This window comes from Pectobacterium carotovorum, from assembly GCF_900129615.1.
Lineage (GTDB): Bacteria > Pseudomonadota > Gammaproteobacteria > Enterobacterales > Enterobacteriaceae > Pectobacterium > Pectobacterium carotovorum.
This window is the reverse complement of sequence record NZ_FQWI01000002.1, coordinates 1-19,038: the sequence shown is the minus strand read 5'-3', so window position 1 is coordinate 19,038 and position 19,038 is coordinate 1. Positions and strand designations below refer to the sequence as shown.

At 49.2% G+C, this 19,038-nt stretch carries 21 protein-coding genes and 1 rRNA gene; 16 read left to right on the top strand and 6 right to left on the bottom strand.

All coding sequences use genetic code 11. The features are described 5' to 3' along the window. The first annotated feature begins 10 nt into the window (after window positions 1-10). The gene (gene accC / locus BUB06_RS04335) at window positions 11-1,354 is read left to right on the top strand and encodes an acetyl-CoA carboxylase biotin carboxylase subunit (protein ID WP_010300306.1); all 1,344 of its coding nucleotides are present in this window, start codon (window positions 11-13) and stop codon (window positions 1,352-1,354) included. Between the two features lie 179 nt (window positions 1,355-1,533). Here the strand turns inward: accC and BUB06_RS04330 are convergent, their stop codons facing one another. Next, complete coding sequence (locus BUB06_RS04330; RefSeq protein WP_039470311.1) at window positions 1,534-1,962, bottom strand: TOBE domain-containing protein; 429 nt, start codon at window positions 1,960-1,962, stop codon at window positions 1,534-1,536. A gap of 425 nt (window positions 1,963-2,387) precedes the next feature. Here BUB06_RS04330 and BUB06_RS04325 point away from each other — a divergent pair, with 425 nt between their 5' ends. The 6 genes from BUB06_RS04325 (at window position 2,388) to fis (ending at window position 7,652) form a co-directional block, all read left to right on the top strand. Continuing rightward, window positions 2,388-2,630 (top strand): YhdT family protein, encoded by a 243-nt coding sequence (locus BUB06_RS04325; protein ID WP_010681541.1) that lies wholly within the window; start codon window positions 2,388-2,390, stop codon window positions 2,628-2,630. Beyond that, the gene (gene panF / locus BUB06_RS04320) at window positions 2,620-4,071 is read left to right on the top strand and encodes a sodium/pantothenate symporter (protein ID WP_039470309.1); all 1,452 of its coding nucleotides are present in this window, start codon (window positions 2,620-2,622) and stop codon (window positions 4,069-4,071) included. Before BUB06_RS04325 ends, panF begins: the two co-directional genes overlap by 11 nt. Before the next feature lie 17 nt (window positions 4,072-4,088). Then, a complete protein-coding gene (gene prmA, locus BUB06_RS04315; RefSeq protein WP_039470308.1) occupies window positions 4,089-4,976 on the top strand; it encodes a 50S ribosomal protein L11 methyltransferase in 888 nt (295 codons plus the stop codon). 298 nt (window positions 4,977-5,274) lie between these two features. Further along, window positions 5,275-6,009, top strand: coding sequence for a carbonic anhydrase (locus tag BUB06_RS04310; RefSeq protein WP_039470307.1), 735 nt, complete (start codon window positions 5,275-5,277; stop codon window positions 6,007-6,009). A 357-nt stretch (window positions 6,010-6,366) separates the two neighbouring features. Next, entirely contained in the window at window positions 6,367-7,332 is a 966-nt protein-coding gene (dusB, locus tag BUB06_RS04305) for a tRNA dihydrouridine synthase DusB (protein WP_010300275.1), read from the top strand. Between the two features lie 23 nt (window positions 7,333-7,355). Further along, the gene (gene fis, locus BUB06_RS04300; RefSeq protein WP_005975342.1) at window positions 7,356-7,652 is read left to right on the top strand and encodes a DNA-binding transcriptional regulator Fis; all 297 of its coding nucleotides are present in this window, start codon (window positions 7,356-7,358) and stop codon (window positions 7,650-7,652) included. Between the two features lie 138 nt (window positions 7,653-7,790). Here the strand turns inward: fis and BUB06_RS04295 are convergent, their stop codons facing one another. Together BUB06_RS04295 and BUB06_RS04290 are read right to left on the bottom strand one after the other, a co-directional pair. After that, on the bottom strand, window positions 7,791-7,982 hold the full coding sequence (locus BUB06_RS04295) for a hypothetical protein (protein ID WP_039470305.1): 192 nt from the start codon (window positions 7,980-7,982) through the stop codon (window positions 7,791-7,793). Beyond that, a complete protein-coding gene (locus BUB06_RS04290; protein WP_072012977.1) occupies window positions 7,975-8,163 on the bottom strand; it encodes a host cell division inhibitor Icd-like protein in 189 nt (62 codons plus the stop codon). The genes BUB06_RS04295 and BUB06_RS04290 overlap by 8 nt, the downstream gene beginning before the upstream one ends. 186 nt (window positions 8,164-8,349) lie before the next feature. On the opposite strand from BUB06_RS04290, the gene BUB06_RS22090 reads away from it, so the two are divergent. The 3 genes from BUB06_RS22090 (at window position 8,350) to BUB06_RS04275 (ending at window position 10,424) form a co-directional block, all read left to right on the top strand. After that, window positions 8,350-8,535 carry a YlcI/YnfO family protein gene (locus BUB06_RS22090; RefSeq protein ID WP_039470302.1) on the top strand — a complete coding sequence of 62 codons (186 nt, stop codon included), beginning with the start codon at window positions 8,350-8,352 and terminating at the stop codon, window positions 8,533-8,535. Between the two features lie 408 nt (window positions 8,536-8,943). Continuing rightward, a complete protein-coding gene (locus BUB06_RS04280) occupies window positions 8,944-9,675 on the top strand; it encodes a protein kinase domain-containing protein (RefSeq protein ID WP_039470300.1) in 732 nt (243 codons plus the stop codon). Between the two features lie 2 nt (window positions 9,676-9,677). Next, the gene (locus BUB06_RS04275) at window positions 9,678-10,424 is read left to right on the top strand and encodes a PP2C family protein-serine/threonine phosphatase (RefSeq protein ID WP_039470298.1); all 747 of its coding nucleotides are present in this window, start codon (window positions 9,678-9,680) and stop codon (window positions 10,422-10,424) included. Between the two features lie 268 nt (window positions 10,425-10,692). On the opposite strand, the gene BUB06_RS04270 is transcribed toward BUB06_RS04275, so the two are convergent. Together BUB06_RS04270 and BUB06_RS04265 are read right to left on the bottom strand one after the other, a co-directional pair. Beyond that, window positions 10,693-11,097, bottom strand: coding sequence for an ASCH domain-containing protein (locus tag BUB06_RS04270; RefSeq protein ID WP_039470297.1), 405 nt, complete (start codon window positions 11,095-11,097; stop codon window positions 10,693-10,695). A 68-nt stretch (window positions 11,098-11,165) separates the two neighbouring features. Continuing rightward, a complete protein-coding gene (locus tag BUB06_RS04265) occupies window positions 11,166-12,311 on the bottom strand; it encodes an endonuclease/exonuclease/phosphatase family protein (RefSeq protein WP_039470296.1) in 1,146 nt (381 codons plus the stop codon). A 318-nt stretch (window positions 12,312-12,629) separates the two neighbouring features. Here BUB06_RS04265 and BUB06_RS04260 point away from each other — a divergent pair, with 318 nt between their 5' ends. From BUB06_RS04260 to BUB06_RS04235, 6 genes are all read left to right on the top strand, one after another. Further along, window positions 12,630-13,397: an amino acid ABC transporter substrate-binding protein gene (locus tag BUB06_RS04260; RefSeq protein ID WP_039470294.1), complete on the top strand. Its 768-nt coding sequence runs from the start codon at window positions 12,630-12,632 to the stop codon at window positions 13,395-13,397. Window positions 13,398-13,486: 89 nt separating this feature from the next. Beyond that, window positions 13,487-14,152 carry an amino acid ABC transporter permease gene (locus tag BUB06_RS04255; RefSeq protein WP_010300238.1) on the top strand — a complete coding sequence of 222 codons (666 nt, stop codon included), beginning with the start codon at window positions 13,487-13,489 and terminating at the stop codon, window positions 14,150-14,152. A 365-nt stretch (window positions 14,153-14,517) separates the two neighbouring features. After that, window positions 14,518-15,543, top strand: coding sequence for an amino acid ABC transporter substrate-binding protein (locus BUB06_RS04250; RefSeq protein ID WP_005975324.1), 1,026 nt, complete (start codon window positions 14,518-14,520; stop codon window positions 15,541-15,543). A gap of 66 nt (window positions 15,544-15,609) precedes the next feature. Further along, window positions 15,610-16,788, top strand: a complete 1,179-nt coding sequence (locus BUB06_RS04245) for an amino acid ABC transporter permease (protein ID WP_039470292.1) — start codon at window positions 15,610-15,612, stop codon at window positions 16,786-16,788. A gap of 9 nt (window positions 16,789-16,797) precedes the next feature. Beyond that, a complete protein-coding gene (locus BUB06_RS04240) occupies window positions 16,798-17,892 on the top strand; it encodes an amino acid ABC transporter permease (RefSeq protein WP_039470290.1) in 1,095 nt (364 codons plus the stop codon). An 8-nt stretch (window positions 17,893-17,900) separates the two neighbouring features. Next, entirely contained in the window at window positions 17,901-18,662 is a 762-nt protein-coding gene (locus tag BUB06_RS04235) for an amino acid ABC transporter ATP-binding protein (RefSeq protein ID WP_039470288.1), read from the top strand. A gap of 286 nt (window positions 18,663-18,948) precedes the next feature. Here the strand turns inward: BUB06_RS04235 and rrf are convergent. After that, window positions 18,949-19,038: ribosomal RNA gene (rrf, locus tag BUB06_RS04230) — 5S ribosomal RNA — on the bottom strand; the annotation flags it as partial.

Genomic DNA, 19,038 nt, shown 5'->3' with positions numbered 1-19,038 from the left:
GAGGCTTATCATGTTAGATAAAATCGTTATCGCTAACCGCGGAGAGATCGCGCTGCGTATTTTGCGTGCCTGTAAAGAACTGGGCATCAAAACCGTCGCCGTTCACTCCAGTGCGGATCGCGATTTGAAACACGTATTGCTGGCGGACGAAACCGTGTGTATCGGCCCGGCGCCGTCAACAAAAAGCTATCTGAACATCCCAGCGATTATTTCCGCTGCGGAAATCACCGGTGCCGTCGCGATTCACCCTGGTTACGGTTTCCTGTCCGAAAATGCGGATTTTGCCGAGCAGGTTGAACGCTCTGGCTTTATCTTCATCGGCCCACGCGCAGAAACCATTCGCCTGATGGGCGACAAAGTGTCTGCCATCACCGCAATGAAAAAAGCGGGGGTTCCGACCGTACCAGGCTCTGATGGTCCGTTAGACGGTGACATGGACGCTAACCGTGCTCATGCAAAACGCATCGGCTATCCGGTCATCATCAAAGCCTCTGGCGGCGGCGGTGGTCGTGGTATGCGAGTAGTGCGCAGCGACAAAGAGCTGGAACAATCCATCAACATGACCCGTGCGGAAGCCAAAGCGGCTTTCAACAACGACATGGTCTACATGGAAAAGTATCTGGAAAACCCACGTCACGTGGAAATTCAGATTCTGGCTGATGGTCAGGGCCACGCCGTCTATCTGGCCGAGCGTGACTGCTCCATGCAGCGTCGCCACCAGAAAGTGGTGGAAGAAGCGCCGGCACCGGGCATTACGGACGAGCTGCGCCGCAATATCGGCGATCGCTGCGCCAAAGCCTGTATCGATATCAACTATCGTGGTGCGGGTACGTTTGAGTTCCTGTACGAAAACGGTGAGTTCTACTTCATTGAAATGAACACCCGTATTCAGGTGGAGCATCCGGTAACCGAAATGATTACCGGCGTGGACCTGATCAAAGAGCAGCTGCGCATCGCTGCCGGTCTGCCACTGTCCATCAAGCAGAAAGACGTCAAGGTTCGCGGCCATGCGGTAGAATGCCGTATCAACGCGGAAGACCCGAACTCCTTCCTGCCAAGCCCGGGTAAAATCACGCGCTTCCACGCGCCGGGTGGCTTTGGTGTCCGTTGGGAATCGCATATTTACGCCGGTTATACCGTACCGCCGTATTACGATTCCATGATCGGCAAGCTGATCACCTACGGCGAAACCCGCGAAATCGCGATTTCCCGTATGAAGAACGCGCTGGCTGAACTGATCATCGATGGCATCAAAACCAACATCGAACTTCAGATGAAGATCATGAGCGACGAAAACTTCCAGAGAGGTGGCACGAACATCCACTATCTGGAAAAGAAACTCGGCTTGCAGTAAACCCCACGCAATCGAGTCAAAAGGCCAGCCTATGCTGGCCTTTGTTATTTATGCCGATGTATATCTCTTAAATAACCCTATTCAAGGTCAATCATTCAGATCACACTTCCGACGATACCCAACATTGGCTATTTAAACGGGAAATAAGAGATATTTGAATTCGCTAAAGCAATCGGTAATTATTTCCGGGTAGCCAGAATAATACTGGAAGCCTTAACCAGAGCGATTAATTCGCTGCCCACATCAATGTTCATCTCTTCCAGGCTTTCATTGGTCACGGTTGAGGTCAGCGTCAACCCACCCGCGGTAACCAGTTGCACCGTCGAGTTGACGGCACCTTTAGCCACGGTACTCACTTTGCCGTGAAATTGATTGCGGGCAGAAAAATTCAAACCACATTCCGCCGATGCCAGAATGACCCAAGGGGCTTTCACCAGCGCAATGGCCGGCTTGCCGACAGCCAATTCCATTGAATCACAGCTGGTTCGTGTAATCACCGTCGTTAACTTATCCCCACTTTCCAGAGTCAATGCGACTTCATTGTTTACCGCACCCTCAAAAATGGAAGACACAACACCCGAAAGCTGATTTCTTGCTGAAACTGACATAACGACTCCTTTGGTTCGTCTTTAACTATTCTGCTCTGGAATAGCAGACGGTAAATAATAGCCTCATAGTAGGCTTTCCTCTGAGAGAATTATGCGATGCTACTTCCATCATTAGCCAATTACCTCAATATCAATAAATAAACATACTCACTTGGTATTATTTTTTGGAGAGATGTCTTCTATTTTCGCCCCGATCAGTTGCTCAAAAAACCGAAATAAAATGGGTGAAGCAACACGCTGCCAACCCCTCTTTTTATCCCCCAATGGTTCTCGCTCCTTACACGATCGGGATGACCCCACGGCTGGCTTTTACGCTGATAGCGCAATTCTTACTAGTCAATTGGCCCACATGCCGTAAAATTCCCGCTTTCGTCATCACGACGTTCATAACGATGCCAATCCTCCCATTTACGGTGGAGAAGAACATGGATACACGCTTTCCTCAGGCGCACAAAGAGGCCCGCTGGGCTTTTGGCCTGACGCTGGTTTATTTAGTGGCCTGGGTGCTTGCCGCCTATTTGCCTGACAACACACAAGGGATCACCGGCCTGCCACACTGGTTTGAGATGGCCTGCCTGCTGCTGCCGCTCGTGTTTACGCTGCTGTGCTGGCTGATGGTGCGCGTTATTTTCCGCGATATCTCACTGGAGAGTGACGATGCAAATTGAAATCTTATTGCCGCTGATTGGCTACCTGCTGCTGGTCTTCGGGCTGTCGGTCTATGCGTACCGTCGCCGTCAAGCGGGTAACTTCCTTAACGAGTATTTCCTCGGCGGCCGCTCAATGGGCGGGTTTGTCCTAGCGATGACGCTCATCGGCACTTACGTCAGCGCCAGCTCTTTTATCGGCGGGCCAGGTGCCGCGTATAAATACGGGCTGGGCTGGGTGCTGCTTTCGATGATCCAGCTTCCTACCATGCTGCTATCGCTCGGGATTTTGGGGAAAAAGTTCGCCATTTTGGCGCGGCGTTACAACGCCATCACGTTGAACGACATGCTGTACGCCCGCTACAACAGCCCGCTGCTGGTATGGTTCGCCAGCATCAGCCTGCTGGTCGCGTTTATCGGCGCCATGGCTGTGCAGTTCATCGGCGGCGCACGCCTGCTGGAAACCGCAGCGAACATCCCTTACGACATCGGCCTACTGATTTTCGGCGTCACCATCGCGCTGTACACCACGTTTGGCGGCTTCCGTGCCAGCGTGCTCAATGATGCAATGCAGGGCATCGTAATGCTGATCGGCACCGTCATCCTGCTGGTGGGCGTGATTTATGCCGCAGGGGGCTTACATAGCGCAGTCGATAAGCTGCAACAAATCGACCCGATGCTGGTATCGCCGCAGGGCAGCAACGGTATTCTGTCGATGCCGTTTATGGCTTCATTCTGGGTGCTGGTCTGCTTCGGCGTCATCGGCTTGCCGAACACCGCCGTGCGCTGCATCTCTTATCGTGACAGCAAAGCGCTGCACCGTGGCATTATCATCGGCACCATCGTCATCGGTATCCTGATGCTCGGCATGCACTTGGCCGGTGCGCTGGGCCGCGCCGTGATGCCAAACCTGACGATCCCCGATCAAGTGTTACCGGCGCTGATGGTCACCGTATTACCGCCGCTGGCCGCTGGGATCTTTCTCGCTGCGCCAATGGCCGCTATCATGTCCAACATTAATGCGCATTTGCTTCAGGCCTCCGCCACGATCATCAAAGATCTCTATCTCAGCGTACGCCCGCAGCAGATCCATAACGAACGCCGCATCAAGATCCTGTCCAGCGTGACGACCCTACTATTGGGCCTGCTGGTGCTGCTGGCCTCCTTACGGCCGCCGGAAATGATTATCTGGCTGAATCTGCTGGCGTTTGGCGGGCTGGAAGCGGTGTTCCTGTGGCCGCTGGTGCTAGGCCTGTATTGGGAACGCGCGAATGCCGCGGGCGCGCTCAGCGCCATGTTCACCGGGGCGATTTGCTATACCTTACTGGCCAGCTTCAACCTTCAGCTGGCCGGGTATCACCCGATTGTGCCATCGCTGTTACTCAGCCTGATGGCGTTTATTATTGGCAACCGCTTTGGTCATAATCCACCAGCGCCAGTTGCCGCTTCATCTTCACTTTAAATGTAATAGAGACTGCTATGCCGTGGATTCAACTGAAAATAAACACCTCAGGAAAGGTTGCAGAACAACTGGGTGACGTCATGATGGAAAGCGGTGCGGTATCCGTTACGTTTCAGGATACGCACGATACACCGGTGTTCGAACCGCTACCGGGCGAGACCCGCCTGTGGGGCGATACTGACGCGATTGCGCTGTACGATGCCGAAACCGACATGAACGCGGTTATCGCGATGCTGGAGCAAGAGCCGCTGCTGGGCGTGGGTTTTAAACACAAAATCGAGCAGTTGGAAGACAAAGACTGGGAACGCGAGTGGATGGATAACTTCCACCCGATGCAGTTCGGCAAACGTCTGTGGATTTGCCCAAGCTGGCGTGACATTCCTGACCCGACTGCCGTCAACGTGATGCTCGATCCTGGCCTAGCATTTGGCACTGGCACCCACCCAACAACCGCACTGTGCCTGCAATGGCTCGATGGGCTGGATCTGGAAGGGAAAACCATCATCGATTTTGGCTGCGGTTCCGGCATTCTGGCAATTGCCGCCCTGAAACTGGGTGCAGCACGCGCCATCGGGATTGATATCGATCCGCAGGCGATTCAGGCCAGCCGAGACAACGCACAGCGCAACGGCGTTTCTGAGCGTCTGGAGCTTTATCTGCCGAAAGACCAACCTGCCGACCTGTCTGCTGATGTCGTCGTCGCCAACATCCTTGCTGGCCCGCTGCGCGAGCTGGCACCGCTGATTAGCGATCTGCCAAAAGCGGGAGGTCACCTTGGCCTTTCCGGCGTGCTGGCGACGCAGGCCGATGGCGTCGCAGAAGCCTACGCAGACAAGTTCACGCTCGATCCGGTGGCTGAACGCGAAGAGTGGTGCCGCATTACCGGCCAACGCCGCGCATCGTAATAACATTATCCCGCTAGTCCCGCCCACCGTATGTGCAACGGTGGGCACCTTTCTTCTTGCTATATCTCACGATTGATCCCAATAAACTGGCGTATTATGCCCTAAATAATTCGAGTTTCAGGAAGGCGGCAAGCGAGGGAATCCGATGAGCTTACTCAAGTAAGTGATTCGGGTGAGTAAGCGCAGCCAACGCACATGAAACTTGAAGTATGACGGGCAGATGCAGTCCGGCAAGCGACTGGACGTACCTGCGCCCGGCGCTCAACGATGCCATATCATTATTTTCAAGGGATGAAAAATGAAAGGTAAACTCTCTATCGTATTGATGCTATCCGCCTGCTCTTCCGCCTTGGCGGCCGATCCGGTACACTGGGGCTACGAAGGCAACGGCGATCCCGCACACTGGGGAAAGCTGTCTCCAGACTTCTCGCTATGTGAAACGGGTAAAAACCAGTCTCCCATCAATATCCGCCAGGCTCTGAACGCTCAACACGACCCTCTACAGTTAGCTTTCCAGTCTGGGACGCAGCAAATTATCAACAATGGGCATACCGTTCAGGTTAACGTTGGCCCAGGGAATACGCTGGTATTGGATAACGAGACATTCACCTTGCAGCAGTTTCACTTTCACGCACCGAGCGAGAATGAAATTGACGGTAAACAGTTCCCGCTGGAAGGCCATTTTGTCTATAAAGACGCGGCTGGCGCACTTACCGTTATCGCGCTGATGTTTCAGGAAGGAGAAGCCAATCTGCCGTTAGCCACGACATGGCAGCAGATTCCGGCTCAGGTTAATCAGGCAGAGGACGTGCGCACGCCAATCGCGATTCAGAGCCTGTTACCGACGTCATTAAACTACTATCGGTTTAGTGGGTCGCTCACCACGCCACCTTGCTCAGAAGGCATTCGCTGGCTCGTACTAGATCACCCCGTCACTGCCTCTGCCGATCAGATAAACCAGTTCCGCTCGGTCATGCATCACGCCAATAATCGCCCCACACAACCGCTTAATGGCCGAATCATCATCCATTAAGTCACTTCACGAGGCTGGTCAGACGGTCTGTCGGCCAGCCTCAGGTAAATCGGTACCCTTTTTTGCCACATTAACCAACGCATTTCACTGATAAAGCATTGATAGGCTGCTGTATCTCCACCAAAAATGACCGCGCTTGCAGATAAAATTCTGTAAACAGATGATTATTTCCCAGAACAAAAAATCGACATAAAAATATAACTATCTGTTAAATATGAATAATATTTTTATGCATCTTTATGAAGTGCATTTTCATTGATCGATAGCTGTAAATTGGTCAAAGTTTGGCCTTTCATCTGACGTAAAAAATGCGTAATATACGCGCCCTTGCAGGCACAGTATGGTCAATTTTTGTCTATGCACATTGGACAATTTCAGCTTAGTAATCGCTTGATAGCAGCCCCAATGGCTGGTATTAGCGATCGCCCATTTAGAGCACTCTGTCATGCGATGGGCGCTGGAATGACCGTGTCTGAAATGCTTTCTTCCAACCCGGAAGTGTGGCGTTCAGACAAGTCGCGTTTGCGAATGGTTCATAGCGATGAACCGGGTATCAGAGCCGTGCAGATTGCCGGTTGTGACCCCGATGAGATGGCGGCGGCAGCGAGAATCAACGCTGATTCCGGCGCACAGATCATCGACATCAATATGGGCTGCCCGGCGAAGAAGGTGAACCGCAAGATGGCAGGATCTGCGTTGTTGCAGTATCCGGATTTGGTCAAACAAATCCTCTCTACGGTAGTGAAAGCGGTAGACGTACCGGTGACACTGAAAATCCGTACCGGTTGGGCACCAGAGCACCGCAACTGTGTAGAAATTGCCAAATTGGCTGAAGACTGTGGGATTCAGGCGTTAACCATTCACGGACGCACGCGTGCGTGCCTGTTCAATGGTTTCGCCGAATACGACAGCATTCGGGCAGTTAAGCAGGCCGTTTCCATTCCTATTATTGCGAATGGCGACATTACAGACCCGCATAAAGCCAGAGCGGTTCTTGACTACACCGGGGCTGACGCCCTGATGATAGGACGAGCCGCTCAGGGAAGACCCTGGATCTTTCGGGAAATCCAGCATTATCTGGACACAGGGGAGTTGCTGGCACCGATGCCATTGGCAGAGGTTAAGCGCTTGTTGATCGAGCACATACGGGAATTGCACGACTTTTATGGTCCAGGCAAGGGATTTCGTATCGCTCGTAAGCACGTATCCTGGTATCTCCAGGAGCATGCCCCAAACGACCAGTTTAGGCGCACATTCAACGCCATTGAGGATGCCAGCGAGCAGCTGGAGGCGTTGAAGGCATATTTTGAAAATCTTGCGTAAACAGAAAAAGAGCTGACAGAACTATGTTCGAACAACGCGTGAATTCTGACGTACTGACCGTTTCCACTGTAAACTCTCAGGCTCAGGTAACCCAAAAACCCCTGCGCGACTCGGTTAAACAGGCACTGAAGAACTATTTTGCTCAATTGAACGGTCAGGATGTAAGTGACCTGTATGAGCTGGTACTGGCTGAAGTTGAACAGCCACTGTTGGACATGGTGATGCAATACACCCGCGGTAACCAAACCCGCGCCGCCCTGATGATGGGCATCAACCGCGGTACTCTGCGTAAGAAATTGAAAAAATACGGCATGAACTGATACTAATCAGTTAAGCATTTGAAAAAAGGCGCTTTACCTCTTGGGTTAAGCGCCTTTTTCTTTGCCTTCTATTTAGGCAGCAACGGCCTTAGCGTGGACATGCTGAGCGGTGGCATCTGAGAGATGGGGAATTCGTTGTTAATGACTCATCCCTTCTTGTTGATCCGTTTCCGACGCGTGAAGAATTCGGTACAGGTTATCTAATCGCTCTGCCAACACGAACGTTAAAATCTCTTTCGATTCTGGGTTATTCAATTCAACAATGGCGTAAGCCAGCGCACGACACTGATCGAGTGCTTCTTCTGGCTCTAACGGCGTGCTATCAAACATGGCGCACCTCCTGAACAGGCAGGCGACCAGCAAAGACCATGACATGACCATCAGGGGAATGTTCCCGCGCCTGACGTTCGGTAGCCGCGATAACATGGACGACGGATTGGGACGATATACCCAGAGCAAGAAAGCGATACTGAAATTCGGGGCGAGTTTGGGTAGACTGGATATCAGCCATAGTGTTAGCTCCAATAACATTGTGGTTAGAGGCCCGGTTAGTGCTCCAACACTGCCGGGCTTCGCATTTCATAGGTGAATCGCACCTATGCAGCTAACATTACGCCCAAGTGAATCGCACCTCAAGCTATTTTTTAGAATTATTTTTACGTATACTGAATCGCACTTAGTACATGGAGATCCAGCAATGGCAACGGGTTCAATTAACAACAAATCACAGCAGTTGAATGCAAGATTCCCGCACGACGTTGTTGCTGAAATGGAAAGCAGCCTTGAAGCTGGTGAGACAAAGGCGCAATTCATCATCACCGCAGTAAAAGGCGAGATTAAACGCCGCCAGCGCAAGCAGCTTAAAGACGAATCAAAAGACTGACTGGTATTACGGGTGGCGTAGACCAGTTCGTCTAAAGTTAGATACTATCGAGGTTAGCAACTGAGTACTGCATAACTAGATGTGCTTTACACATTGATGACTCATATTCGACCACCCCATAATCCAAAACCAGTAAGTGGTAATAATAAAATAGCTTTAAAAAACAAAAAGTAAAAAAATTAAAAGCATTCTTAACGAACAACTCATCACAAAAATTTCGACATGATTTGGTTTACCCCCCTGATAAATTAACAGTATTGTTAGAAGTTAGTGATAATAATATTATACAGATAGTTATCAATACGTGTCTTTTAGGGGCTGATAAATATGACCTCAACACTGATAATTATTTAATAAATATAAAATATAATCACCATGGAAAATAACATTAAAACCTAGGAGTTTGATGTGATTTCACATAGCAATTATATAATCGAACCAATGAACCAGATCGGAACTGGTAGTTTTGGGGTAGTAGAGAAAGTAAGAGTTAAAAACACTCAAAATGTTATCTGTGGTGAATACGCTAGAAAAATATTAATCAATCAACATGAAGACCCTGACTTAATTTCAAGGTTTATAAGAGAAGTAAGACTTCAAGATTTATGCCTTCATAAGAATGTTGCTCAAATATTCATATGCAATCTAGATACGACCCCTCCATGGTTTATAATGGAACTTGCAGAGTCAAATTTAGATAATGAAATTAAATCAGGAAAGCTAAGTAGAAAAGAAAAAATAAATATTGTTTTAATGATAGCAGAAGGAATAGCTTGGATTCATTCTAAAGGTTATCTACACCGTGATATAAAACCTCAAAATATATTAAAATTCTCTAACGGAACTTATAAAATATCTGACTTTGGAATTGCAAGACACATGGATCCGTCCGAAGCCAGCAAAATTCTAACACTAGCAGGCCATTTCCCAAGAACACCAAAATATTTCGATCACAATGTTGTTATTAATGGATACTCAAGACAATCAGATATTTTTTCACTAGGTATAATAATCGAAGAATTAAATATTGATGGATTCGATGATATAGTGGCAAGAAGTACTGATAGAAAATTACAAAAAAGATATGTCAGCGCTGAGCAACTTATAACGGATATCAAAAGAATAGGCGAGGTTATATAACCATGTTAAATTTAACATCAGCTTCATTTTTTTCATTTTCAAAAGAAAATAATAGAATCAACCAAGATACCATTCTTCCCCCATTAAAAATAAATGATGGCTACCTTTTTGCTATTGCTGATGGGCTAGGAGGATATAAAGGTGGGGATAAAGCCTCTCAAAGGGTTGTAGACTATTTAGCTAAAAATTTCGCAAGTGAAATAGAAAGTAATTTTATAAGTTTATTTCAGAATCTCAAAGATGAGATAAAAAAAATAAGCGAGGTCGAAAAAGAATATGTTAATGCGGCCAGTACATTAACATTGTGTTATGTCACTCAAGAGTCAGTTATTATTGGTCACATTGGTGATTGCAGATTATATATAAAAAACAAATCAAAATTAAGCCAGTTAACCAAAGATCATACTCAGCATCAAGCCTATATAGATGATGGAATTTTTACTTCCCGTCAGCTTAAAAACGCAAAAGGAAAAAATATACTGACAACAGCCATTTCAAAAACGTTAGAGCTAAAATACAATATTATTAATTTTACATTCAAAGAATTAGCAGATGAACATGGGAACTTATCTATTTTTATTATGTCTGATGGCGCACATTCATTTTGGGAAAAGCGACCACGTTTTTCTCTTAACACATTATCAGAACCTTCACGCTTTAGTTCAAGCTTGAAGAAAAGAATTGAAAATGGCCCCCCCATTGACGACTATTCGCTTATCTCGGTAAAATTCAGCTCCCAAGATATTTAACAACCAATTATAACAATAACACAATCTGGCTAGCTCGTCAGGTTGTGTACTCTAAATAGAGTTTTTGAGATAATTAATATACTATTTAATAATCTATTGGGTTTTTTTCTTCCGACTGACTATGTAATAACTCGTATCTGCTACCGGATACGAGTTACTCTAGACTCCTTATTTATACAAATCATAAGATCAGTAAATCACAACAGATAAGTGCTTTTAAAAATGCTGGCAAGTAATCGCCAGATTTTTTATTCCTGCTAATCCAGAATCAAAACACCTCGACCAGCTCAAACTCTTCAAACACCAGCAGCATATCGGGGGCGAAAGTGCCTTCTCGTTCGAAAAATGTCTGATGGCCTTCACGCCAGAAAGCCAGGCTTTTGTCGCCTTCGCCTTCTTTGGCTGCCATCTCAGCGGTGACGTCGCAGTAACGCACCAGCGTTAGCGAGCGCGTGCGGATTACGCAGGAAGGCTGTCCGGCACCGTCCAGAACGATGTTGTAATCACCGACCTGCGGCGTTTCCTCATTTTTGAACGCGTGATACGAGCTACAGGTTGCCGTTTTATGCCCTTTCCGTACCAGCTGCAACAGCTCATCGGCCAGCTCGGTGCTATCGCCAAACGACCAGCGCAGCGCGTCTGGGTACTTTTCCAATCCTTGTTTATGACTCATCATCTTCCTCGGTTTATACGGCTATGATTACTCTCTTTTATTACGCCATCATAGCCGTAAAGAGGTCATCAAGTAATGTCTACTTCCACCCAGAGCGCGGCATGGTCAGACGCCGCCGTGTCCCATGAGGTGACTTCGGGTAGCGGCGTAACGGGTTCAGCGCCCTCTTTGGCGGCAATCTTGTCGATATTGTAGATACCTCGGCGCTCGACTCCCCACTCCACCACCGCCTGATGCAGCGGTGCAGATAGGAAAATATAGTCCAGCTGATTTAACCGCGCGCCCTTCTTTCCCCCAGAGAAATAGTAGGTATAACGCTCTTTCTCCGGACGTTCAGGGTCGATAACCGGGTGTAAGTCCGACAGGGAAAACAACGGAGCCAAACTTTGCCAGGGGTTTGACGAATCCTCGTTCAAATCACCGAGAATGACCACGTAGTCCTTCTTGAGATCGTAAGTCTGTTGAACAATCTCTGCGACACGTTCGGATTGGTCACGTCGCTTCTGCGCTCCACGCTGTCGCTCTTCTTCCGTTTGACCGCTCTGGCTTTTGAAATGGTTACACAAAACATAGAGCGGCTGCTTGAGGCCAGCGTCCAACGTGACTTCGAGACAATCACGGCTAAAGACGGGGTCAAACTGTTTTCCGGCGTCAAAAATATGGGTACGTAGTTGAGCAATCCGGTAACGCGTCAGGCAGGCAACATCAATGCCGCGTGGATCGTTCGGGCTGTCGATCATCACGAACTGATTAAACTTCTTTTTCCCCAACACCTGACTGTTGAAATCACGCAAGACGTCCATGTTTTCGACTTCAACAGCGCACAGAATGTCGGCGTTAAGCAGAGTAATAACCTTGCCCGTATTCTTACGCTGTTGGCTGCTGAATTCCTGAGATTTGAACACGATTTCGCCGATCCAATCCCCACGACCGCGGCAGCTTTTATTGATCCTGAATCCGGTGCCTGCGTCCTCCTTTTTCCATCGCCCCAACGTGCCTGCATCGGTGCGGATATCAATATAGGGGCGCAGCACGATAGAAAGGCGGAACACCTGATCTTTCAGGTCATCATCGTATTGGGGTTGTTCGAGAAGTTGCTGAAGCTGCCTGACCTGTTCCAATAGGGCATCGATCTGCTGCGAATCGGGGAGGTTGAGAATCGCGGTACGATGGAACAGGTTCTCAACGTTATAGCTGGCGATGCGGATCTTCATTGTTGTCTCCTGCTGGGTAGTGGCAAAAGCAATGATGTCCTTGAGAATAGAAGCACATTGTGACAGTTGGGCCGCATTCCCAGCAGCAATAGACTTTTTCTATCGTTCTTTGACTCAACATGGTTAAAACGTGTTAGACGCACTATATTCACTACAAAAGTCAGGCTCGCGACAAAAGTACGCACGCTATGAGTACTATATTCACTTCTGATATAAATAATCACACAACGTGATTTATAAACAGATGTTTTGTCGCGTAGATTCGTTATTAACAAAAGTTATAAGCACATCGCTGCACACCACTCACAGGAATTCATAATGAAAAAAATACGTTTTGCTTTACTGACCAGCGCCCTGCTTGCTACCAGCGTATTCGCTCATGCCGATGACCTTAGCGCCATCAAGTCCGCAGGGGTTATCAAGATCGGCACGGAAGGCACCTACGCGCCTTATACCTATCATGATAAATCAGGCCAGTTGGTTGGCTTCGATGTGGATATTGGCCGTGCAGTGGCAGAAAAGCTTGGCGTGAAAGCACAGTTTATTGAAGGACGTTGGGACGGTTTAATCGCCGGTATTGATGCCAAGCGCTACGATGCGGTCATCAATCAGGTTGGCGTAACCAAAGAGCGTCAGGCTAAGTATGATTTCTCCAAGCCTTATATTGATTCCAAAGCGGTGCTGGTTGTCCGTGGCGATAACACCACCATCAAAGATTTCAGCGATCTGAAAGGCAAAAAATCTGCCCAGAGCCTGACCAGCAATTACTCTAAGCAAGCCACCAGCTACGGTGCGGAAATTGTACCAACGGATGGTTTTAACCAATCTCTGGATCTGGTTCTCAGCGGTCGTGCCGACGCCACGTTGAACGATAACCTGTCATTCCTGGATTTCAAAAAGCAGAAGCCGGATGCCAACGTGAAGATTGCGGCAACCTCAAAAGACGGTGAGCCTTCCGCGATTCTGGTACGTAAAAATCAGGCTCCACTGGTGGAAGCATTAAATAAAGCTCTGGATGAAATTAAAGCAGACGGCACCTATAAAACGATATCTGTGCGATACTTCGGGGAGGATGTTTCTCAATAATCGCACTGTTACCAGAGCGCGTTGTTATAAATGTGATTATCATCAGCGCGCTCTGTAATTAGAGCATATCTTTATCGGAGCTCGTTTTCATGCCGCCTTGGCTACAACTCATGGCAGACTCCTTCTGGAGCCTGCTGTCTGCGGGACTGAAATTTACCGTCCCTCTGGCTATCCTGTCTTTCATCTTTGGCTTAGCTCTCGGCATTATCATCGCGCTGGTTCGCCTCTATGGTCCAAAGCCGCTGAAATGGGTGGGTGATTTCTACGTTTGGGTTATTCGTGGAACGCCATTATTGGTTCAGCTTTTCCTGATTTTTTATGGACTACCCAGCGCGGGGATTACTCTGGATGCCTTTCCGGCTGCCCTTATTGGTTTCACTATCAGCGTGGGTGCCTATAGCTCGGAGATCGTCCGTGGGGCAATATTGTCTGTCCCAAAAGGCCAATGGAATGCCGCCTATTCTCTCGGTATGAACGGAAGGCAGGCGATTCGTTGGGTCATCTTCCCGCAATCCGTTTTCGTGTCGCTGCCGCCGCTCTCCAATACGTTTATTTCCTTAATCAAGGATACATCGCTAGCTGCCGTCATCACCGTGCCAGAGATGTTTTTATCCGCTCAGCGTATCGTTTCGGTTACCTATGAACCCTTGATTCTGTATGTTGAGGCTGCACTGATTTACCTGATGTTCAGCACGGTGCTAAGCCAGCTACAGGTTAAGCTCGAAAAATATTATCAGCGCCACATCACACAATAACGCCTCCTGCATCAGCCCACGCAATCCGCTGGGCTGATGACGCTACCACGCTCCTCATTTCTCCCTGCTTAACAGTAATCCCACACCTGAAAATATGCGTACAGGATGAAAATGCCTCACTCTCCATTCTGACGCACCAAAAAAGGGCGCACTGCCCTCTTTGCATTTGTCACGGTGCGCACATACCCATTTAGAATTACCCACTTAGATCAATAAGCCTTTCCTTTCGTCTTCATTATCAAGCAAATAGAAAATTGGCATTTTATTTGCTTCGCTCTGCTCACGTCGGCATCCCGACAGACAGGTATGGTGCACCTTATTGTGTACTTCAAAAACAGCAAATAACTCTAGACGCTAGGATGATTATGAAAAGAATAGTGATTTCTACTCTGGTTGCTGGCGCGTCACTCTTTGCCGCCATCAACCAAGCCCATGCAGGTGCAACGCTGGACGCCATTCAGAAGAAAGGATTTGTGCAGTGTGGAATCAGCGATGGCTTGCCCGGCTTTTCCTATGCGGATGCCAGTGGCAAATACTCCGGTATTGATGTTGACGTGTGTCGCGGCCTTGCCGCCGCCGTATTCGGCGATGCCAATAAAGTCAAATACACGCCGCTGACAGCGAAAGAGCGCTTCACTGCGCTGCAATCCGGCGAAGTTGACGTGCTGTCACGCAACACCACCTGGACATCTTCCCGCGACGGCGGCATGGGTATGCTCTTTACTGGCGTCACCTACTACGATGGCATTGGCTTCCTGACGCATAACAAAGCAGGTTTAACCAGCGCAAAAGAGCTGGATGGCGCAACCGTCTGTATTCAGGCCGGCACCGATACCGAGCTGAATGTCGCTGACTACTTCAAAACTCATAAAATGCAGTACACCCCCGTCACGTTCGACCGCTCCGATGAAAGCGCCAAAGCGCTGGAGTCTGGCCGCTGCGATACGCTGGCATCAGACCAATCACAGCTGTACGCACTGCGTATCAAGTTGAGCAAACCTGCTGAGTTTATCGTCCTGCCAGAAGTGATTTCTAAGGAACCTCTGGGCCCGGTGGTACGTCGTGGTGATGAAGAGTGGTTTTCGATCGTCCGCTGGACGCTGTTCGCCATGCTGAATGCCGAAGAGATGGGCGTGACTTCGAAAAACGTCGACCAACTGGCAGCAAAACCTACCACGCCAGATATGTCTCACCTGCTTGGTCATGAAGGCAGCTACGGAAAAGATCTCAAATTACCGAACGATTGGGCATTCAAAATCATCAAACAGGTCGGTAACTACGGCGAAATCTTTGAACGTAATGTCGGTATGGGCAGCGAGCTGAAAATTAAGCGCGGCCTGAACGAATTGTGGAACAAAGGCGGGATCCAGTACGCACCAGCGGTACGTTAATTATCAGAAAAAACCGGGCGCAGTTGTATTGCTGCGCCCCTCAGTACCCCGTATCGAGGTTCCAGCATGCTACAACGCCCAACCGTAAAAGGTGATTTATCACTGACTAATCCAGCGGTGCGCGCCTGGCTGTATCAAATTGTCGTTGTTATCGCGGTATTGGCTGTCGCAGCCTACCTGTTGCACAACACCGTGACCAATCTGGCACAGAGGGGCATCACCTCTGGCTTCGATTTCCTGAATAAAAGCGCTGGCTTTGGCATCGTCCAGCACCTGATTGACTATCAACAAGGTGACACCTACGCCCGCGTTTTTCTTGTTGGGTTATTCAACACGCTGCTGGTTTCGGCGTTGTGTATCGTGTTTGCGTCGATTCTCGGCTTCACTGTTGGTCTCGCTCGACTGTCCGACAACTGGCTATTACGGAAAATATCCAACATTTACATTGAGATATTCCGTAACATTCCGCCGTTATTGCAGATCTTCTTCTGGTACTTTGCCGTATTGCGGAATCTGCCAGGGCCGCGCCAGTCAATCAGCGCGTTTGATGTCGCGTTCCTCAGCAATCGGGGTTTTTACCTGCCATCACCTGAATTGGGGCCCGGTGCGGCGGCATTTTTCCTTTCTCTGTTGATCACCGCGATCGTGACATGGGTCGTCTTTCGGCGTAATAAGCGTTATCACGCCTTAACCGGCCAGCCACGTAGAACCTGGCCGCTGACGTTAGGCCTGTTTCTTGTGCTGTGCACACTCAGCCACCTGATTTTCGGCCCCGCTTTTCACTGGGATATGCCGGAATTAAAAGGGTTTAACTTCCGTGGCGGTATGGTGCTGATCCCCGAGCTGGCGGCGTTAACCGTTGCGCTTTCGGTCTACACCTCATCGTTTATTGCCGAGATTATTCGTTCAGGTATCCAATCGGTTTCACACGGTCAGCACGAGGCGGCGCGTTCTCTCGGCTTACCGAATCCCGTTACGTTACGCAAAGTGATCCTTCCACAAGCACTGCGCGTCATCATTCCGCCCCTGACCAGCCAGTATCTCAACATCGTGAAAAACTCATCGTTGGCGGCTGCAATTGGCTACCCCGATATGGTGTCGCTGTTCGCGGGAACCGTGTTGAATCAGACCGGTCAGGCCATCGAAACCATCGCGATTACCATGTCGGTCTACCTCATTATCAGTCTGCTGATCTCGCTGCTGATGAATCTGTATAACCGCAAGATCGCGTTAGTCGAACGCTAAGAGGACGTCATGACGATGAACCATTATACGCAAGGCCGTCAGTCCCCTCTTTTCAGAACGATACAGTGGGCACGACGTAATCTCTTCTCAAGTATCAGCAATAGCCTGTTAACGCTGTTTTGCCTCTGGCTATTGTGGGTTGCCATACCGCCGCTGCTCAATTGGGCGATCTTTCAGGCTAACTGGATTGGCACAACCCGTAATGACTGTACGCGTGATGGTGCTTGTTGGGTCTTCATTCATGCCAGATTTGGTCATTTCATGTATGGACTGTATCCGGCAGAGGAAGTCTGGCGTATCAACTTTGCGCTCGCTATCGGGTTGCTGAGTATCCTGCCGATGTTCCTGAAAAGTATCCCCTATAGCGGACGTTATATTGCCGTCTGGACGGTGATTTATCCGCTCGTCGCCTGGTGGTTACTTTACGGTGGTTTTGGCGGGCTCAGTAGAGTGGAAACCTATCAGTGGGGCGGCTTAACGTTGACGCTGATCATCGCCGCTGTGGGTATCGCCGGTGCGTTGCCGCTTGGCATCTTGCTCGCGTTAGGCCGCCGTTCCACGCTGCCGATTGTCCGTATGCTTTCCGTCGTATTCATCGAATTTTGGCGTGGCGTACCGCTCATCACCGTGCTTTTTATGTCATCCGTGATGCTGCCGCTGTTTTTAACGGAAGGCACCACGATCGACAAACTGCTAAGAGCATTAGTTGGCGTGATTTTATTCCAGTCAGCTTATGTCGCCGAAGTGGTTCGCGGTGGCTTACAGGCGCTTCCCAAAGGACAATATGAAGCCGCGGAATCCCTGGGCTTAGGCTATTGGCGCATGCAGGGGCTGGTCATCCTCCCGCAAGCACTGAAAATGGTTATCCCTGGTCTGGTGAATACCATTATTTCTCTCTTTAAAGACACCAGTCTGGTGATCATCATCGGCCTTTTCGATCTCTTCAGCAGCATCCAGCAGGCAACCGTCGACCCCACCTGGCTGGGTATGTCGACAGAAGGCTATGTCTTTGCCGCCATGGTTTATTGGATTTTCTGTTTCAGCATGTCGCGCTATAGCCAACATCTGGAAAATCGTTTTAACACCGGACACAAGTCACACTGAGGCCATCCATGAATCAGACTGCATTCACTCAATCAACCGATCACATGATTACCTTAGAAAATGTGAATAAGTGGTACGGGCAATTTCACGTGCTCAAAGACATCAATTTACAGGTCAGGCAAGGCGAGCGCATTGTGCTATGCGGCCCTTCCGGTTCGGGAAAATCAACCACCATACGCTGTATTAATCATCTCGAAGAGCATCAGCAAGGGCGAATTGTTGTTGATGGGATTGAATTAAATAATGATTTGCGCAACATCGAAAAAATTCGTACGGAAGTCGGCATGGTTTTTCAGCACTTTAATCTTTTCCCACACTTAACCGTATTGCAGAACTGCACGTTGGCACCATGCTGGGTGCGCCACACACCGAAAAAAGAAGCGGAAGAGCTGGCAATGCACTATCTGGAGCGTGTGCGTATTGCCGCACACGCGCATAAATTTCCAGGACAGCTATCTGGAGGTCAGCAACAGCGAGTGGCCATCGCGCGTTCGCTGTGCATGAAGCCCAAGATTATGCTGTTCGACGAACCGACGTCCGCCCTGGACCCTGAGATGGTGAAAGAGGTGTTAGATACTATGCTCGGGCTGGCTCAGGATGGTATGACGATGCTTTGCGTCACGCATGAAATGGGATTCGCGAGAACCGTCGCTGATCGGGTGATCTTTATGGATCAAGGTGAGATCGTAGAACAAGCCCCACCGGACATCTTCTTCTCAAGCCCTCGTTCAGAGCGCACGCAGTCATTTCTTTCACAGATTTTGCACTAATCCAGTACAACCAAATTAGCCTGCGTACCTGCGCAGGCTTTCCCCAACATCACCATGATGAGGGATCTTACAGCTCGCGTTAATTCATAACTAACGCGAGCTGCATAAGGTAGAAAGGTTTCTGCATCCTAAAAGCTGCCCTTCTATCCCGCATTTGCTACGGCTATCTACCTGATCTACGCAAGATACCGGCTGTCTTTTGCCACCGGATACGTATAAACAACTATTCCTAACGTCCATAGCAAAAAGCCCCTGTCTTTCGACAGGGGCTTTCCACGTAGTTGATGCCTGGCAGTTCCCTACTCTCACATGGGGAAGCCCCACACTACCATCGGCGCTACGGCGTTTCACTTCTGAGTTCGGCATGGGGTCAGGT

Excerpts from the sequence above, each read along its gene's own strand:
- accC (WP_010300306.1), top strand. The coding sequence starts at position 11 with ATGTTAGATAAAATCGTTATCGCTAACCGCGGAGAGATCGCGCTGCGT.
- BUB06_RS04330 (WP_039470311.1), bottom strand. The coding sequence starts at position 1,962 with ATGTCAGTTTCAGCAAGAAATCAGCTTTCGGGTGTTGTGTCTTCCATT.
- BUB06_RS04325 (WP_010681541.1), top strand. The coding sequence starts at position 2,388 with ATGGATACACGCTTTCCTCAGGCGCACAAAGAGGCCCGCTGGGCTTTT.
- panF (WP_039470309.1), top strand. The coding sequence starts at position 2,620 with ATGCAAATTGAAATCTTATTGCCGCTGATTGGCTACCTGCTGCTGGTC.
- prmA (WP_039470308.1), top strand. The coding sequence starts at position 4,089 with ATGCCGTGGATTCAACTGAAAATAAACACCTCAGGAAAGGTTGCAGAA.
- BUB06_RS04310 (WP_039470307.1), top strand. The coding sequence starts at position 5,275 with ATGAAAGGTAAACTCTCTATCGTATTGATGCTATCCGCCTGCTCTTCC.
- dusB (WP_010300275.1), top strand. The coding sequence starts at position 6,367 with ATGCACATTGGACAATTTCAGCTTAGTAATCGCTTGATAGCAGCCCCA.
- fis (WP_005975342.1), top strand. The coding sequence starts at position 7,356 with ATGTTCGAACAACGCGTGAATTCTGACGTACTGACCGTTTCCACTGTA.
- BUB06_RS04295 (WP_039470305.1), bottom strand. The coding sequence starts at position 7,982 with ATGTTTGATAGCACGCCGTTAGAGCCAGAAGAAGCACTCGATCAGTGT.
- BUB06_RS04290 (WP_072012977.1), bottom strand. The coding sequence starts at position 8,163 with ATGGCTGATATCCAGTCTACCCAAACTCGCCCCGAATTTCAGTATCGC.
- BUB06_RS22090 (WP_039470302.1), top strand. The coding sequence starts at position 8,350 with ATGGCAACGGGTTCAATTAACAACAAATCACAGCAGTTGAATGCAAGA.
- BUB06_RS04275 (WP_039470298.1), top strand. The coding sequence starts at position 9,678 with ATGTTAAATTTAACATCAGCTTCATTTTTTTCATTTTCAAAAGAAAAT.
- BUB06_RS04270 (WP_039470297.1), bottom strand. The coding sequence starts at position 11,097 with ATGAGTCATAAACAAGGATTGGAAAAGTACCCAGACGCGCTGCGCTGG.
- BUB06_RS04265 (WP_039470296.1), bottom strand. The coding sequence starts at position 12,311 with ATGAAGATCCGCATCGCCAGCTATAACGTTGAGAACCTGTTCCATCGT.
- BUB06_RS04260 (WP_039470294.1), top strand. The coding sequence starts at position 12,630 with ATGAAAAAAATACGTTTTGCTTTACTGACCAGCGCCCTGCTTGCTACC.
- BUB06_RS04255 (WP_010300238.1), top strand. The coding sequence starts at position 13,487 with ATGCCGCCTTGGCTACAACTCATGGCAGACTCCTTCTGGAGCCTGCTG.
- BUB06_RS04250 (WP_005975324.1), top strand. The coding sequence starts at position 14,518 with ATGAAAAGAATAGTGATTTCTACTCTGGTTGCTGGCGCGTCACTCTTT.
- BUB06_RS04245 (WP_039470292.1), top strand. The coding sequence starts at position 15,610 with ATGCTACAACGCCCAACCGTAAAAGGTGATTTATCACTGACTAATCCA.
- BUB06_RS04240 (WP_039470290.1), top strand. The coding sequence starts at position 16,798 with ATGACGATGAACCATTATACGCAAGGCCGTCAGTCCCCTCTTTTCAGA.
- BUB06_RS04235 (WP_039470288.1), top strand. The coding sequence starts at position 17,901 with ATGAATCAGACTGCATTCACTCAATCAACCGATCACATGATTACCTTA.